At 42.9% G+C, this 14,717-nt stretch carries 16 protein-coding genes; 10 read left to right on the forward strand and 6 right to left on the reverse strand.

Annotation, left to right across the window (positions count from 1 at the left end; all coding sequences use genetic code 11):
* Positions 1-17: 17 nt before the first annotated feature.
* Entirely contained in the window at positions 18-1,037 is a 1,020-nt protein-coding gene (locus tag IGJ74_RS07525) for a branched-chain amino acid aminotransferase (RefSeq protein WP_005236652.1), read from the reverse strand.
* Between the two features lie 210 nt (positions 1,038-1,247).
* Here IGJ74_RS07525 and IGJ74_RS07530 point away from each other — a divergent pair, with 210 nt between their 5' ends.
* Positions 1,248-2,216, forward strand: coding sequence for a pyridoxal-phosphate dependent enzyme (locus IGJ74_RS07530; protein ID WP_005236650.1), 969 nt, complete (start codon positions 1,248-1,250; stop codon positions 2,214-2,216).
* 95 nt (positions 2,217-2,311) lie between these two features.
* On the opposite strand, the gene IGJ74_RS07535 is transcribed toward IGJ74_RS07530, so the two are convergent.
* The 5 genes from IGJ74_RS07535 to IGJ74_RS07555 form a co-directional block, all read right to left on the reverse strand.
* Positions 2,312-2,749: a helix-turn-helix domain-containing protein gene (locus IGJ74_RS07535; RefSeq protein ID WP_005236643.1), complete on the reverse strand. Its 438-nt coding sequence runs from the start codon at positions 2,747-2,749 to the stop codon at positions 2,312-2,314.
* A 9-nt stretch (positions 2,750-2,758) separates the two neighbouring features.
* Positions 2,759-4,309 carry an ABC transporter ATP-binding protein gene (locus tag IGJ74_RS07540; protein WP_194199462.1) on the reverse strand — a complete coding sequence of 517 codons (1,551 nt, stop codon included), beginning with the start codon at positions 4,307-4,309 and terminating at the stop codon, positions 2,759-2,761.
* Positions 4,310-4,406: 97 nt separating this feature from the next.
* Positions 4,407-5,228 carry a TPM domain-containing protein gene (locus IGJ74_RS07545; protein ID WP_218193146.1) on the reverse strand — a complete coding sequence of 274 codons (822 nt, stop codon included), beginning with the start codon at positions 5,226-5,228 and terminating at the stop codon, positions 4,407-4,409.
* Positions 5,225-6,346: a TFIIB-type zinc ribbon-containing protein gene (locus tag IGJ74_RS07550; protein WP_218193145.1), complete on the reverse strand. Its 1,122-nt coding sequence runs from the start codon at positions 6,344-6,346 to the stop codon at positions 5,225-5,227. The genes IGJ74_RS07545 and IGJ74_RS07550 overlap by 4 nt, the downstream gene beginning before the upstream one ends.
* Before the next feature lie 16 nt (positions 6,347-6,362).
* A complete protein-coding gene (locus IGJ74_RS07555) occupies positions 6,363-7,589 on the reverse strand; it encodes an SPFH domain-containing protein (protein WP_086299567.1) in 1,227 nt (408 codons plus the stop codon).
* A gap of 283 nt (positions 7,590-7,872) precedes the next feature.
* On the opposite strand from IGJ74_RS07555, the gene dnaX reads away from it, so the two are divergent.
* From dnaX to rsmI, 9 genes are all read left to right on the forward strand, one after another.
* A complete protein-coding gene (dnaX, locus tag IGJ74_RS07560; protein WP_086317206.1) occupies positions 7,873-9,594 on the forward strand; it encodes a DNA polymerase III subunit gamma/tau in 1,722 nt (573 codons plus the stop codon).
* Between the two features lie 20 nt (positions 9,595-9,614).
* Complete coding sequence (locus IGJ74_RS07565) at positions 9,615-9,929, forward strand: YbaB/EbfC family nucleoid-associated protein (protein ID WP_218193144.1); 315 nt, start codon at positions 9,615-9,617, stop codon at positions 9,927-9,929.
* Between the two features lie 14 nt (positions 9,930-9,943).
* Positions 9,944-10,540, forward strand: coding sequence for a recombination mediator RecR (recR, locus tag IGJ74_RS07570; protein WP_005229813.1), 597 nt, complete (start codon positions 9,944-9,946; stop codon positions 10,538-10,540).
* Between the two features lie 20 nt (positions 10,541-10,560).
* Positions 10,561-11,208, forward strand: a complete 648-nt coding sequence (gene tmk, locus IGJ74_RS07575; RefSeq protein WP_005229815.1) for a dTMP kinase — start codon at positions 10,561-10,563, stop codon at positions 11,206-11,208.
* Between the two features lie 32 nt (positions 11,209-11,240).
* Positions 11,241-11,570: a cyclic-di-AMP receptor gene (locus tag IGJ74_RS07580; RefSeq protein WP_005229817.1), complete on the forward strand. Its 330-nt coding sequence runs from the start codon at positions 11,241-11,243 to the stop codon at positions 11,568-11,570.
* Between the two features lie 14 nt (positions 11,571-11,584).
* Positions 11,585-12,517 carry a DNA polymerase III subunit delta' gene (gene holB / locus IGJ74_RS07585; RefSeq protein ID WP_005236622.1) on the forward strand — a complete coding sequence of 311 codons (933 nt, stop codon included), beginning with the start codon at positions 11,585-11,587 and terminating at the stop codon, positions 12,515-12,517.
* A 29-nt stretch (positions 12,518-12,546) separates the two neighbouring features.
* Positions 12,547-13,347, forward strand: a complete 801-nt coding sequence (locus IGJ74_RS07590; protein ID WP_005236620.1) for a PSP1 domain-containing protein — start codon at positions 12,547-12,549, stop codon at positions 13,345-13,347.
* A gap of 19 nt (positions 13,348-13,366) precedes the next feature.
* Positions 13,367-13,714 carry a DNA replication initiation control protein YabA gene (locus tag IGJ74_RS07595; RefSeq protein WP_077452675.1) on the forward strand — a complete coding sequence of 116 codons (348 nt, stop codon included), beginning with the start codon at positions 13,367-13,369 and terminating at the stop codon, positions 13,712-13,714.
* A 74-nt stretch (positions 13,715-13,788) separates the two neighbouring features.
* Positions 13,789-14,649 (forward strand): 16S rRNA (cytidine(1402)-2'-O)-methyltransferase, encoded by an 861-nt coding sequence (rsmI, locus tag IGJ74_RS07600; protein ID WP_218193143.1) that lies wholly within the window; start codon positions 13,789-13,791, stop codon positions 14,647-14,649.
* The last annotated feature ends 68 nt before the right edge of the window (positions 14,650-14,717 follow it).

A 14,717-nucleotide genomic window follows, 5' to 3' on the forward strand; every position in this document is an offset into this window, starting at 1 on the left:
GATGTAGCCCGGTTCGCTTAATCCAATGGAACATCAAAGATCCAACCGGTTGGTGCCGAAATATCGCCGAATTGAATGCCGGTCAATTCGTGATACAATGCCTTTGTTTGTGGACCAACTTCCGTTTCGCTATAGAACACATGGAAATCCTCGCCGTTTTGGATCCCGCCGATCGGGGAAATAACAGCAGCTGTTCCGCAGGCACCCGCTTCGACAAAACGATCCAGCTCATTGAGATAAACATCACCTTCCACAGGGGTCAATCCTAATGAATGTTGCGCTAGATGCAGCAATGAATATTTTGTGATACTTGGTAAAATAGAAGGAGATTTTGGTGTCACAAATTCATTAGCAGCCGTGATCCCGAAAAAGTTGGCAGAACCGACTTCTTCGATTTTGGTATGCGTTTCTGGATCAAGGTAGATGCAATCGGAAAATTTCCGTTGATGGGCTTCGTATCCAGGTAACAAACTCGCCGCATAATTTCCACCAACTTTGGCTGCGCCAGTACCATTTGGTGCCGCGCGATCATAATCAGAAACAATGAAATTGGTTGGTGTCAATCCGCCCTTAAAGTAAGGTCCGACCGGCATACAAAAAACCGTAAAAATATACTCTGGTGCTGGGCTGACACCGATATTTTCTCCGACGCCAATCAATAGAGGACGAATATACAAGGTGGCGCCGCTGCCATAAGGCGGAACATATTCCTGATTTGCTTTTACTACTTGTTTTACCGCATCTAAGAAAAAGGCCTCAGGAACCTCTGGCATACGCAGGCGATAGGCACTGCGGTTCATCCGTTTGCTATTTTCGTCTGGACGGAACAAATTGATGCCGCCATCTTTTCTTCGGTAGGCTTTTAGTCCTTCAAAACATTGCTGTCCATAATGAAGAGCGGTTGATCCCTCGTGGATATGCAGATAATTATCCTCGGTAAGTTCGCCTTCATTCCAAGAACCGTCTTTCCATGTTGCCAAAAAACGCCATGGCGTTTTGATATAAGAAAACCCTAAATTTGACCAATCGATTGTCATTCGTTCACACCCTTTTTTAATTTTTCTAAGTATAGCACTTCAGAAAAGAAATGTCATTATTTTCTGAAAATTCTTCTGTAAGAATATTTGGTGACAGTGACGTGTAAAGAAAGGGGAACCGATCTTTGCTTGTACGAGTTCCCCAGATTGTTTTTCTACAAGTTCTGTGCTTCAATGAGAGTATAAAAAAACAAAAAAGGGGGAACGTTTGTGATTGAGGAAGTGTTGACGGACAGTCTGGGGATCGCTGCTGCGTATCGACGATTGAAACCAATCATGATCCATACACCACTTGCACCAAGTAATATTTTAGGCAAAGAAAAAGAGGGCACGATATTTTTGAAATTAGAAAATCTACAGCGTACCGGCTCCTTTAAAGCGCGGGGGGCGTATAACAAACTCGCGTCATTGACTGATGCAGAAAAACTTCGCGGTGTCATTGCCTGTTCTGCAGGAAATCATGCGCAAGGTGTTGCTCTCGCCGGATCGTTACTGGGGATCAATGTCCGAATCTTTATGCCATTAACGGCTGCCAAAACAAAAATAGAGGCGACAAGAAGTTATGGCGCACAAGTCGTTTTAGCAGGAGAGACGTTTGATGAAACCAAACAACTGACACTAGACGCCATGAAAGATAGTGGCGAAGTATTTGTCTCTCCCTTTGATGATCGTGCAGTAATGGAGGGGCAAGGAACGATTGCGATCGAACTGTTGGAGGATCTTCCAGATGTTGATAATGTCATTATTCCCATCGGCGGTGGTGGGTTGATTGCTGGGATTGCTTTAGCCTTAAAAGAACTTCGTCCAGAAGTCAAAATCATCGGCGTTCAATCCTATGGCGTTTATGGCATGATCGCCTCACTTTGGCAGCAAAAGCTAGTAGCCAATCGCCGCAGTAGAACGATCGCCGATGGCTGTGATGTTGCTTTGGCAGGGGAACTGACCTATGATGTTTTAAAGACCCGTATCGATGAAACGGTCTTAGTTGAAGAATCCGATATCGAACAAGCGATCCATTACTTAGCATTGAGGGAAAAAGTCATCGCAGAAGGGGCTGGTGCATTAAGTACGGCGGCGATTTTAAGCGGACAGATCGATCATTTGCTTCGAGGAAAGAAAACTGTGGCATTGGTCTCCGGCGGCAATATTGATTTCTCTGTGTTTAAGGAAATCATCTGAGTGCAACAAGCCTTCCAAAAAAGAAAGAAGAGACCTGATTAGACATTCTCCTAATTGGGTCTCTTCTTTTAAATTAAAAGCAGGCGCTCAGATGATTACTTTGGGAGAGAAAGTATTGTTTCGATCCACTGTCCAAAGGTTGTTACATATTTCAACGGTCCGATCAATGTAAATCGTGCCATCGTTGGGTTGATTTTTTCAAAGTAAAAACGCCGACTTTCCCCTGAGTAAAGTGCATTGAACTCATCAATAACGATTTTTTTTTGCTGTTGTAGCAATTCCTCTGATTCAATAAAGAAATCAATGGCAAGTAAGCTTTCGGGTATCTGTTTTTCTGAACGTATTGAAGCAAAAGAAAGCAGGGGATCTTCAAATGGTTCGCCCATCAACGAAGCCACATCTTTGTAAGAAAAGCGCCACTGCCCGCCAATTTTTGTCCCTTTAAGTTGGTTGGTCTTTTGATAATTTCGGATGGTTCGAGTCGTTACGCCCAGTTTTTCAGCGACTTCTTCAACGGTATAATAATCTTTCATCGGTTCCTCCTACAAAGCGATTGTACGATCACAAAAGCGTTGCTCCTCTTTCTTATGACTAGTATAGATGATAATGCGTTTTTCTGCATGTTTTTTTAAATACTTCATAATCTTTTCGGCAGCTTCATCATCAAGGCTGCTGGTAGCTTCGTCTAAAAGAATGATTTCGGCATCACTTAATAATATGCGAGCTAGAGCGATTCTTTGCTTTTCTCCTCCAGACAAGTCGGCACCATTTTCCGTAAGCCTGCTAGTCCATGAGCGCTGTTGAAAAATGGGCGCTAAAATACCAGAGGTTTCGATAATTATTTTTTCTTCTCTCGTCATTTTTCTTCCCCATACAAGATTTTCTTCAATTGTCCGAGAGAGAATCGTAGGGTCTTGAGCAAGGTAGAGGGTTTTATCTGTTTCAGGGTTTCTTGGCTTGATGCGTTTACTCTTCGTTGAAAGCGAAATTCCTTCTGATGGATAAAGGCCAGCAATTGCCTTTAAAAACGTTGATTTTCCTTTTCCTGAAGCGCCAGCCAAGTAAATATGTTCACCAGGTTTCAAGGTTTCTTCAATGGGAAAGGAAAAGCTGTGGTTGCCAATGGATACGACAGGGTGGTCGAAAGTAAGACTCAGAGTAGCTTCACACGTTTGGTTCCAGCGGTCATCGGGAGCAGCCAATTCTTCGTTAACAAAACGTTGATTGGTCCTCAGAGTAGCTGTATCAAGATTGATTTTCGTTAAACCACTTAATGCAGAAAAGTAAATGGGTAATAGCACGCCAATCAAAATCAACGCAGAGGTTGGCAGTTCATCTTGTAATATTCCTTGAATCATAAACAAATAGACGCCGATCTGGGCGATCTGATTGATCGCATTAAGGACTAAACTAGTCGTTTGGGCAAAAGTATTGGTGTTTGCTAATGTTTGATACATCGATGTCAATTGAGAGGAAAACAGCTGCTCAAGAACAGCGTCACTCCATTGCTTCATTGTATCAATATGGGACAATGTTGTTAACATTTCCTTATTGCTAAGAGCAAATGCTTCTTGCATATTTTTCATCTTAATACTCAACTGTTGATTGATCCATCGAAACCCAAAAACATTGATGGGAAATAGCGATAGTAAAATGAAACCCAGTAAATAATGCAATTGGAAACACAAAAAAAGTGGGATCAGCAATAAGAAAAAGCAGCGAATGGATTCGCTAAAACTACCGCAAATAAACAAGTATAAGGAATCAACAACGCCAAAGATGCGGTTTAATAGATAAGTGGGCTCCTTTTCAGAGAGTTCTACATAACTCTTCCTTTTCATTTTTTTTAACAATTCTAAGAGATGGCGAACATTCATCGAAGCTGCATAGCGCTCTTTCATCAAAATCAATAAGAATTGCGCGCAATAAGTGATACTTAATATGAACGCTAATAAGCCGACGAGATGATCAAAGCGCAGTGCGTGATCTTCTTGTAGAAGCAAAGGGAAAGCGAGGTTTGTCAGGACAGTCAAAAAAACTAGCAAACTACTCAAACTGATAAAAAGTTTATTGTTTCTAATAATTTCAAACATAAAATCAACTCATTTCCTATATTTTCCTAAATGGTAGATGTTTTTATGAAAATTGTCAACAAAAAAAGAGTTCCTGATTAAAGGAACTCTTGAAAAATCAAAAGCTGCGTCCGCCGCCGCCGAATGTTCCGCCACCAGAAGAGTGGGTCGTACTGCCACCGCCGCCGCCAGAAAAACCGCCACCACCGCCTCCACCATTATTCGAAGGACGGGGGATGCGTCTGGTTGTGACAAAGGAATTGACTAAGCGATCTTCTTTTTGGGTCAGATCAATACTTGATTTTTCTAGATAGTTAAATTTGTAGCCGCCCATTTTTAATTGGTAACGGGATTTAACAATGATGAAAAAAGCGATACTGATCACTGCCGCGATCGCTAAGCAAATAGCAATTTCTAGTGGCGTTATCACTTTGTAATAAGTAATTTTTCCGGTATCACGATCGATACGATAATGATCGGCAGGAACACCTGCTTCCACAAAACCCTCTGCTTTTTGCAGATAGACCAATGCAGCTTGATAATAATTTCCCTCTGCCATCTGGTCAAATACCGCATCAAGTAGCTTATCTAGACGTGAATCGGTAAGATAATCGATCATATTTCCGGAAGTCGAAACGTGAAATTTCCGTTGCGCCATATCGATCACCAATGCCGAACCGTTGTTGTCGTTGCCGATCCGTCTTGAAAGATATCGATCAGTGTACAACTCGATATCTCCCGTATTGCTGTTCGTTGTTTGAATAAAAACTTCGCCTTTGATCTTTGCATTCAGCGCTTCTGCTTCTTCGTTCAACTGCTGGATCTCTTGTTCGGTAAAGAGTCCAGCGTGGTCTGCGACTGTCTCTTCGGCTGCGAAGGCGGGCAGGGCGGTTAAGAAAAAGCCAACCAGCAGTAACAACAAATAAGATAGTTTTTTCATAAGAAATACGCTCCAATCAATGCGAGGATGGTCGTTGCCACGAAAATTGCGCCACTGACGATTCCCAAGCGCTTGTAACTAATCGGTAAAACACCGCTGACTTTTCCGGTTTGCCCATTCATCGCATAATAAAAGGCACTCTTGTTTTCATCATCGGCTCGATAGGTCACTAGCCATACAGGAAGCAAAACGTAGTTGTTTTCTTCTTTTGTTAGATTGATGGAACGATTGTTGCGTTTAAAACTAGTATAGCCATTGACGGTACCTGCTAGCAGATTTTCAGCATAACCCGATAATTCGTTTTTGACTTCGTCAGAAAGATCAATGTATTCAATGTCTCTTTTTTCTGCTTGGAAGCCGGCTAAATACTGACTGCGAAAATTAACAGCTTTTTCAAGGGGAAACGGCTGAACGCCAGTCACCATTTTTTGCTGAACGTTTTTTGACAGCGCATGCTTGAGCAATTCATTCACCTTGATTTTTCCTCGTCGCAAGACATCGTATTGTTTGTGCTCAGTATATTCAATATCACCAACGCGCCAAATACGCAAAGAGGTACCCATACCTGAAAGCGAGCCATTCATCTCAGCATCGACGACCCAATAAGGGAAGTACACACCAGTCAATTTCTCTACTTGTGCTTGATCGAAGAAATCCCGTGGCACAAATTTTTTCTTTTGCGCCCATTCTAAGAATTTCGCAGTTGCTTCTTCCTTTTCGATGGCAAAAGGGAGGACTTTGTTAGGTAAAAATTCTCCTGAAAGCCGTCCTGACAAGACGACAGGATTGTGGCAAAAGTAGCAGTAGGTTGCGGCCGTCGTTGCATCCGTCACGATTTCTGCACCGCAGCTGGGGCAGGTAAAAAGGTCCATCTGCCCCGCTTGTGCATCGGCTTGCTCTCTAACTTCTTCTTGAAGGGACGGTTCGGCTTCGGTCGTTACAGAAGGATCTGAGACAGGAGTATCGGCCATCTGCGCTTCTTTTTGCTTTTCTTCGAAGGCAGTGACTTCGTCTTCAGTAAAAATACTCAGACAAAATGGACAATGAAATTTTTGATCACCAGGTTCAAAGGTTAAAGCGCCCCCACAATTGGGGCACTTATGTGTGATAACATCCATCAGCAATCCTCCTCAATTAGTCTACTGGGACACCTTTGAAAGGTTTGCCACAATTCGGACAGAATTTTGGAATGCCGTTGGCTAAATCGATCACTTCACCACAATCGCTGCATTTCATTTTCAGGCTTGGTCCATCGCTCGTTGGTTTTGGCGTCCCGCAATTGCTGCAGAATTTACCAGTATTAGAGGTGCCGCATTGTGGACAGTCCCAATGATCTGCGTTGTTTTGTGCAGAAGCCTGTTGCTGCATTTGCTGTTGGTTGTTTTGTGACGCTTGGTTCAAATAACCGCCACCAGCGTTCATCCCCATGCCCATGCCAACAAACCCAGTCGTAGCCCCAGCGGCATTGCTACCGGCAGATTCCATACCACGAGCAACCGAACCTTGAACATAGCCTTCACGAATCGAAGGGTCGCCTAACATTGCCCCTTGGTTCCGCATGTTGATCAGTTTTACGGAATCATCCGTATAAGAGATGCTTGCGACGGCAACAGAAACGATTTCCATGCCGCGGAGTTCTCGCCAGCTGTCATCAAGAACCGTTCCCATATATTTGCTTAATTCCATGCTCTTAGATGGAACGTAAGAAATTCGTTCGCCATCAGCGGACATTTTGTTGATCGCGGTTTGTAGGGCGGTCAAAAATTCAGCTAAGTACTGCTCATTGATGTCGTTGATATCGACTTGACTTTTGTTTTTTGGGATCGCATTCGTATAGAACAAAATTGGATCGGTAATTCGTAAGGAATAGTTTCCGTGCGCCCGTAAGAATAGTTCTGCGTTATAAAAGTTGTCAAAATAGTTCAAAGGCGATGAAGTACCGAAGCGAATTCCTTTGATTTCTTGAAGATTGATATAAAAAACTTGTTGTTTTTGTGGTGTAACGCCGCCAAACTTAAAGCGGTCGAAGGTTTCAGAAATCGCATCTTTCAGTGAACCGTTCAACATCGAAGGCGCTAATTCATTTTTGACGGTATAGTAGCCTTCTTCAGCGGTATAATCGATGATTCGCCCGCCATCAACCAATAACATCATCATATTCGGATAGACATGGATCACTGACCCATCAGTGATGACATCTTCCGTGCCTTTTCTGTTAGAACCGCGTTTGTCATTACGCCGCACTTTGACACCTTTTGTCATTACTGTCGAATCGCTCATATTGTCAGGCTCGATCACCTCTAGCCATTGATCTGCTAATCCGCCGCCAATTGCGCTTGTTGCCGCTTTGATAATACCCATTTTCAGTCCTCCTTTAAATTGTTTTCATCACAATAGATGAACGTAGATTCATTATACCATAGGAGGTGAGATATACGTTATCAGTCTAAAGTTGGAGAAGAGGAATGGTCTTTTTTCTTGAAAATAGGGAGGAATAAAAGGATATAGTGAGTGAAAGCGCGCGGAATGGCTCTTCGAATTAAATTTCCATTTCTTTTGAGATTCCACCACGCAAACGGTGGTTTTTTTAGCTGATATTACGTATAATAGAAGGTAGCGAATTTTGAAATGAGTGTGGAAAACTATGGCCTATCAAGCATTATATCGTGTTTGGCGTTCTCAGCGTTTTGATGATGTTGTCGGACAAAAAGCAATTACCCAAACCTTAAAAAATGCAATCGATCAAAATCAAATCTCGCATGCTTACTTGTTTACGGGCCCTCGAGGAACCGGGAAAACAAGTGCAGCGAAAATTTTTGCCAAAGCCATCAATTGTCCGAACCAAGTCAATGGCGAGCCTTGCAATGAGTGTGACATGTGTCGCTCAATCACAGCTGGAACGCAAGAAGACGTGATCGAAATCGATGCGGCAAGTAACAACGGTGTAGAAGAAATTCGCTTTATTCGTGATCGTGCGAACTATGCACCGACCCAAGCAGAATACAAAGTTTATATCATTGATGAAGTGCACATGCTGTCAACAGGCGCATTTAATGCATTACTAAAAACATTGGAAGAACCACGGAAAAATGTTGTCTTTATTTTGGCAACAACAGAGCCCCATAAGATTCCAGCAACGATTATTTCCCGAACCCAACGATTTGATTTCAAACGGATCAATACGCAAGACATCGTGGGTCATTTGGAAACGGTCCTTACTACTAGCGAGATCAATTACGAAGCAGAAGCTTTACAGATCATTGCGCGAGCCGCAGAAGGCGGTATGCGGGATGCCTTGAGTATCACCGACCAGGCGATCGCTTTTAGTGATGGAACCGTAACGACCCAAGATGCTTTAGAAGTGACGGGCAGCTTGTCCTATGAAATGATGGACCGTCTGATGCAGGCTTGTGGGGAAAAAGAAGTTGCCGATGCGTTAGCGACCTTGCGGGAGTTATTAGCCTCTGGTAAAGAAGCCCGCCGTTTATTGGAAAACTTGTTGGTTTATTGTCGAGACTTGCTGATGTATCAACAAGCGCCGCAGCTGCTATCTGAAAAGTCTCTGCAGTTGACTGAAGCGTTTCAAACACTGGCAAAAATTACCCCGCCATCAAAAATCTATCACTGGATCACGGTCTTAAACGATACGCAAAATGAAGTACGATTTACGAACAATCCTACGATCTATTTGGAAGTGGCTGTGGTCAAATTAGCCAATGATCCAGAAAGTGCTGCTGTTGCCAGCAATTCAGCTGACAATAGTCAAGAAGTGGCGCAGTTACGTCAAGCACTGCAAAAACTTCAGGCAGAGGTGCAACGACTGCAAGAGAATCGACCGACAGGTGCCGTTGCTGAAACCACCGCGCCAGTGAAGAAAACCAAGGCGACCACTACGTTCCGTTTACCAAAGGAACGCGTGTTCCAAGTACTGAAAAGTGCAACGAAGAAAGACTTGGCAAATGTTCGTAATGTTTGGGACGATCTTTTGATGTCTCTTTCCGTGACGCAAAGAGCTATGCTGCACTCCAGTGAAGCAAAAGCTGCCAGCGAATCGGGCGTCGTGATCGCTTTTGACTATGAGATCTTATGTCAGCGAGCAAGTAACGACCAAGAGTTTCAATTGATGATCCATAATCAATTGTCCCGTATGATCAAAGACTACGCCCCACAGGCTGTCTTTATTACAAAAGAAAGTTGGCCGACGCTACGACAAGAGTTTTTGGCTGGCGGTCAAGCAACGGAAGAGTCAGAAATTGAAGTAGAGCAAGAAGAGACCGAAGCCGCTCCTGTCGAACCAGAAAATGACGACTTAGTAACAAAAGCGCAAGAGTTATTTGGTGAATTAACCAGCATTGAAGAAAATTAATGAATATGGAGTGATGAATAATGATGCGAGGCATGGGAAATATGCAAGGCATGATGAAACAAATGCAAAAAATGCAAAAAGAAATGATGAAAGAACAAGAAGCACTAAACAGCAAAGAATTTATCGGCGAATCGACAAATGGCTATGTCAAAGCGACCTTTACTGGCGATAAGATGTTACAAGACATTGCTATCAATGAAGCAATCGTTGATGCTGACGATGTGGAAATGCTGCAAGATATGATCATTTTAGCCATCAATGACGGATTAAAGAAAATTGAAAAAGAATCGGAACAAACAATGGGCAAATATACAAGAAACATTCCGGGTCTATAAAAGGAGAAATGACGGTGCAATATCCTGAACCGATCGCCCGATTGATCGACAGTTACATGAAACTGCCGGGAATTGGACAAAAAACCGCAACACGTTTGGCATTTTATACGATTGATATGAAAGAAGAAGTCGTCAATGAGTTTGCTAAATCGTTGCTTAGTGTTAAACGAGATTTGCACTTTTGCAGTATTTGCGGAAATATAACGGAAGAAGATCCTTGTGAAATCTGCAGTGATCCCACAAGAGACAAAGAAACGATTTTAGTAGTTGAAGAACCTAAAGATGTCATGGCATTAGAAAAAGTCCGCGAGTATCATGGACTTTATCATGTACTGCATGGCGTGTTATCCCCGATGGAAGGGACAGGTCCAGAAGATATCAACATTGCATCCCTGATACAGCGGCTGCATGATGATCAGGTCAAAGAAGTGATCATTGCGACCAATGCGACCACGGAAGGCGAAGCGACGGCGATGTATATGTCGCGTTTGATCAAGCCTGCCGGTATTAAAGTCACGCGTTTGGCTCATGGCTTATCTGTGGGCAGCGATATTGAATACGCGGATGAAGTGACCTTGCTAAAAGCAGTAGAAGGTCGCCGAGAATTATAAAGATATTGGAGGCAATTAGGGTGAATGGATTGTTTATAACCATCGAAGGACCGGATGGTGCTGGAAAAACCAGTGTGATCGAAGAATTGTATCCTCGGTTACAGCTTGAAGCAACAAGAAAAATCGTTAAAACAAGAGAACCTGGCGGAGTTAAAATCGCTGAAAAAATTCGTAAAATTATTTTAGATCCGCGAAATGAAGAAATGGATGAGCGGACCGAAGCCTTACTTTATGCAGCGGCACGCCGCCAACACTTGATTGAGGTTGTCCTACCGGCATTGAACGCCGGACACATCGTGATCTGTGACCGCTTTGTTGACAGTTCGCTTGCCTATCAAGGAGCTGGACGTCGCATCGGGATTCCTGAGATCGCACGGATCAACGAGTTTGCGACGGAAGGAACGACCCCTGATTTTACCTTGTATCTAGATGTTGACTCTGATACTGGCTTGCGTCGCATCCAAGAAAATCGTGCACATCAATATGACCGACTAGATTCGGAAGGATTGGAGTTTCATCAACGGGTTCGTCATGCGTATCTAAAGCTAGCGGAAGAAAATCCTGTACGCATTCATAAGATTGATGCTAGAATGGGGTTACAAGAAGTTGTTGAATCCAGCTATTCGGCAATCGTTGAATCGTATCCTGCTTACTTCAAATCAATCTAGGGTAGGTTGGATAACACAAAGGAGATGGTCCCATGAAATTAATTATGGCAATCGTACAAGACAAAGACAGTAATCGTTTGGCAAATGAGTTTATTGATGCCAATATCCGTGCTACAAAATTGTCATCAACGGGTGGTTTTTTAAAGGCTGGTAATAGTACGTTTATCATTGGTATTGAAGATGACCGTGTGCAAGATGCGTTAGAATTGATTAAAAAAACCTGTCAATCAAGAAAGCAATATGTCTCGACACCGATGTCACTAGATATATCCTTAGATGGTCAAGTTCCTTATCCAGTCGAAGTCGAAGTCGGTGGCGCCACCGTATTCGTGCTGCCAGTTGACGGATTCCATCAATATTAAAAAAGGAGCATTTCATGGAGGAGTTATTTCTACAAGAATACCAGCCTCTTGTTTTTGCCCAACTAAAAAAAAGTATCAAGCATGGGCGCATTGCTCATGCTTATCTTTTTGAAGGGGACAAGGGGACTGGCAAGCATGAACTAAGTCTATGGCTCGCAAAACGCCTTTTTTGTGCCAATGTACAAGAAGAAGCGCCATGTGGTGCATGCAGCAATTGTCTACGGATCGCCCAAGGAGAGCATCCTGACGTTATCCAAATTGAACCTGATGGACAGATGATCAAAGTCGACCAGATTCGACAGCTGCAAGAGGAGTTCTCAAAAAGCGGCTTTGAAAGCCGTTTGAAAATCTTTATTTTGTCTCAAGCTGACAAAATGAACAACAGCGCTGCCAACAGTTTACTAAAGTTTTTAGAAGAACCAGTGGGAAACTTTCTGGCGATCTTAGAAACGGAGAGCCTTGGTCGTATTTTGCCAACCATCCAGTCTCGCTGTCAGATCATTCATTTCTCTCCTTTGTCAAAAGAAAAACTGCAAGAAAAGTTACAAGAAGAGGGACTTTCTAAAGAGACAAGCCGACTTCTAAGCCACTTGACCAATAGTTATCATAAAGCAGTTGAAATCTCGCAAGATGAATGGTTTAATGAAACTAAGGATGCTGTTAAGCGTTGGGTGAATTACCTTTTGAAGAAAGACCCGCAAGCATTTATTTTTGTTCAGAAAAAATTATTGGGTCTAGCAAAAGAAAAAAATCAGCAATCAGAAATCTTTTTGCTCTTGTTATTTTACTTTCAAGAGGAGCGGGATCGATTGTTGGGGCAAGGTTTATGGGGAAAAGAGATCAATCGTGCCATTGAAGCCGCATTGCAAGCACAAAAAAAGTTGCAAGCCAATGTGTCTTTCCAAGGTGTGGCAGAACAATTTTCCGTGAAAATCATCTATGGATAAAACGCAGCAGCCGGAAAAGGAGACCAGAGATGATCGAAGTTGTCGGAGTGCGTTATCATGACGTAGGCCAGATTTATTTTTACACACCGAAAAAACAGACCTATACTATAAATGACCAAGTCATCGTGGAATCACAAGATGCTAAATGTCTTGCCACAGTCGTCACCAAAAGCAGAGAAATGAATGAGAGCGATTTGCCTCAGGTAGTCAAACCTATCTTACGTCGGGCGACGAAGAAAGATTTGGAACAGGCAGCAGCCAATCAAAAGGCGGCAGATGAAGCGTTAAAAATTGGAAAAGAAAAAATCCGCGCACATCAGTTGCCAATGAAATTGATTCGAGTAGCCTATACCTTTGAGCGGACAAAACTGATTTTTTCGTTTACTGCAGAAAGCCGTGTTGACTTTCGCGAATTAGTCAAAGACTTGGCAAGTGAATTTCATACCCGGATTGAACTGCGCCAAATCGGTGTCAGGGATGAAGCGAAGGCGCTAGGCGGAGTTGGGCCATGTGGTCGCAAACTATGCTGTGCGACGTTTTTAGGGGATTTTATCCCTGTATCCATCAAGATGGCTAAAGATCAAGGACTTTCCTTGAATCCTGCGAAAATCTCAGGATTATGCGGTCGTTTGATGTGCTGTCTTAAGTATGAAAGTGAAGAATATGAGCGGGCGAAAAAAGAATTGCCGGATCGCGGCAAGGAAGTTGAAACGCCAGATGGCAAAGGACGTGTGGTTGGGCTGGATCTGTTGAGCCGAGTGATCAAAGTCCGTTTGCATGATCGGCAAACACCAATCGAATATGATTATGAAGAACTAGTGACAAAATAAGTAGGTGACCATAATGAGCATGGACAAACGATCAATATATGACGGATTGAATCAGTTAGAATCGGAGTTGCAAAATTCCTTAAATAATCTAGCGGAAATGAAGCAGTCTTTGCAAGAAATCGTCGAAAAAAATACGACATTAGAATTGGAAAATCAACGCTTACGTGAACACATTCGTGAGTTGAACCAAGTGGCAGATGCACCCGCTGAATCGGTCAAACAAGAACTTTCTAAATCACGAATGAATTTAGAAAAGATTTACGAAGAAGGATTTCATGTTTGTTATGACTTATACGGTTCTCGCAGAGAACATGATGAACCTTGTGCATTTTGTCTAGAAGTGATCTATCGTGAAAGCGGCAAATAACTGACTGACAGTCTAATAGGTTCGTTAGAAAAAAGATCAGTTTCCACTGGTCTTTTTTTCGAAAGGAGCAGTACATGCAAAAGCAACAAAGTTATAAACAAGACTCTGGAAAACTGTATCTTGTTCCGACACCGATCGGGAACTTGGAAGATATGACGGTCCGCTGTGTCAAAATTTTAAAAGAAGCGGACCTGATCGCAAGTGAAGATACTCGCAATACCCAGAAATTGTTGAATCATTTTGAGATCTCGACGCCGCAAAAAAGCTTACATGAACACAATTATAAAGAGCGAGTTCCGCAGTTGGTAGAACAGCTGCAGATGGGCAAGACCATTGCCCAATGCAGCGATGCTGGTATGCCCTCCATCAGTGATCCGGGGCATGAATTAGTCAAGGCCTGTCTAGCTGAAGGAATCGCGGTGATTGCGCTTCCGGGACCTACGGCAGGTTTGACAGCGTTGATTGCTTCAGGTTTATCGCCGCAACCAAATCTCTTTTATGGCTTTTTACCTCGTAAGAAAAAAGAACAAAAACAAGCCTTGAGTGAATTAGTGACCCAGAAAGCAACGATGATTTTTTATGAGTCACCCTATCGAATCGCCGCGACGATTGAAACAATGCTAGAGGTATTTGGTGAACGTCAGGCAGTCATTTGCCGAGAATTGACAAAAATCCATGAAGAATACTTGCGAGGGACCTTTTCTGAATTGATCGACTATTTAGAGCAGCAGCCAATCAAAGGAGAATGCTGTCTGTTGGTGGAAGGCTCTTCTGAAATACATGAAATTGTTTATGAAGGAAGTTACGCAGAACAAGTAGCTGCCTTGATGGAAGAGGCCGAAATGTCCTCAAAAGAAGCAATCAAAGAAGTGGCTAAACGTAATCAAGTAAAGAAACAGCTTGTCTATCAAGCGTATCACCAAATAGAAGAGTAATCATACCGAGACTTCTCTCGGTATTTTTTTTGTTCACACGCTTACTTATGTGATATTACCTAACATAT

This window comes from Enterococcus sp. AZ009, assembly GCF_050548785.1.
GTDB lineage: Bacteria > Bacillota > Bacilli > Lactobacillales > Enterococcaceae > Enterococcus_D > Enterococcus_D entomosocium.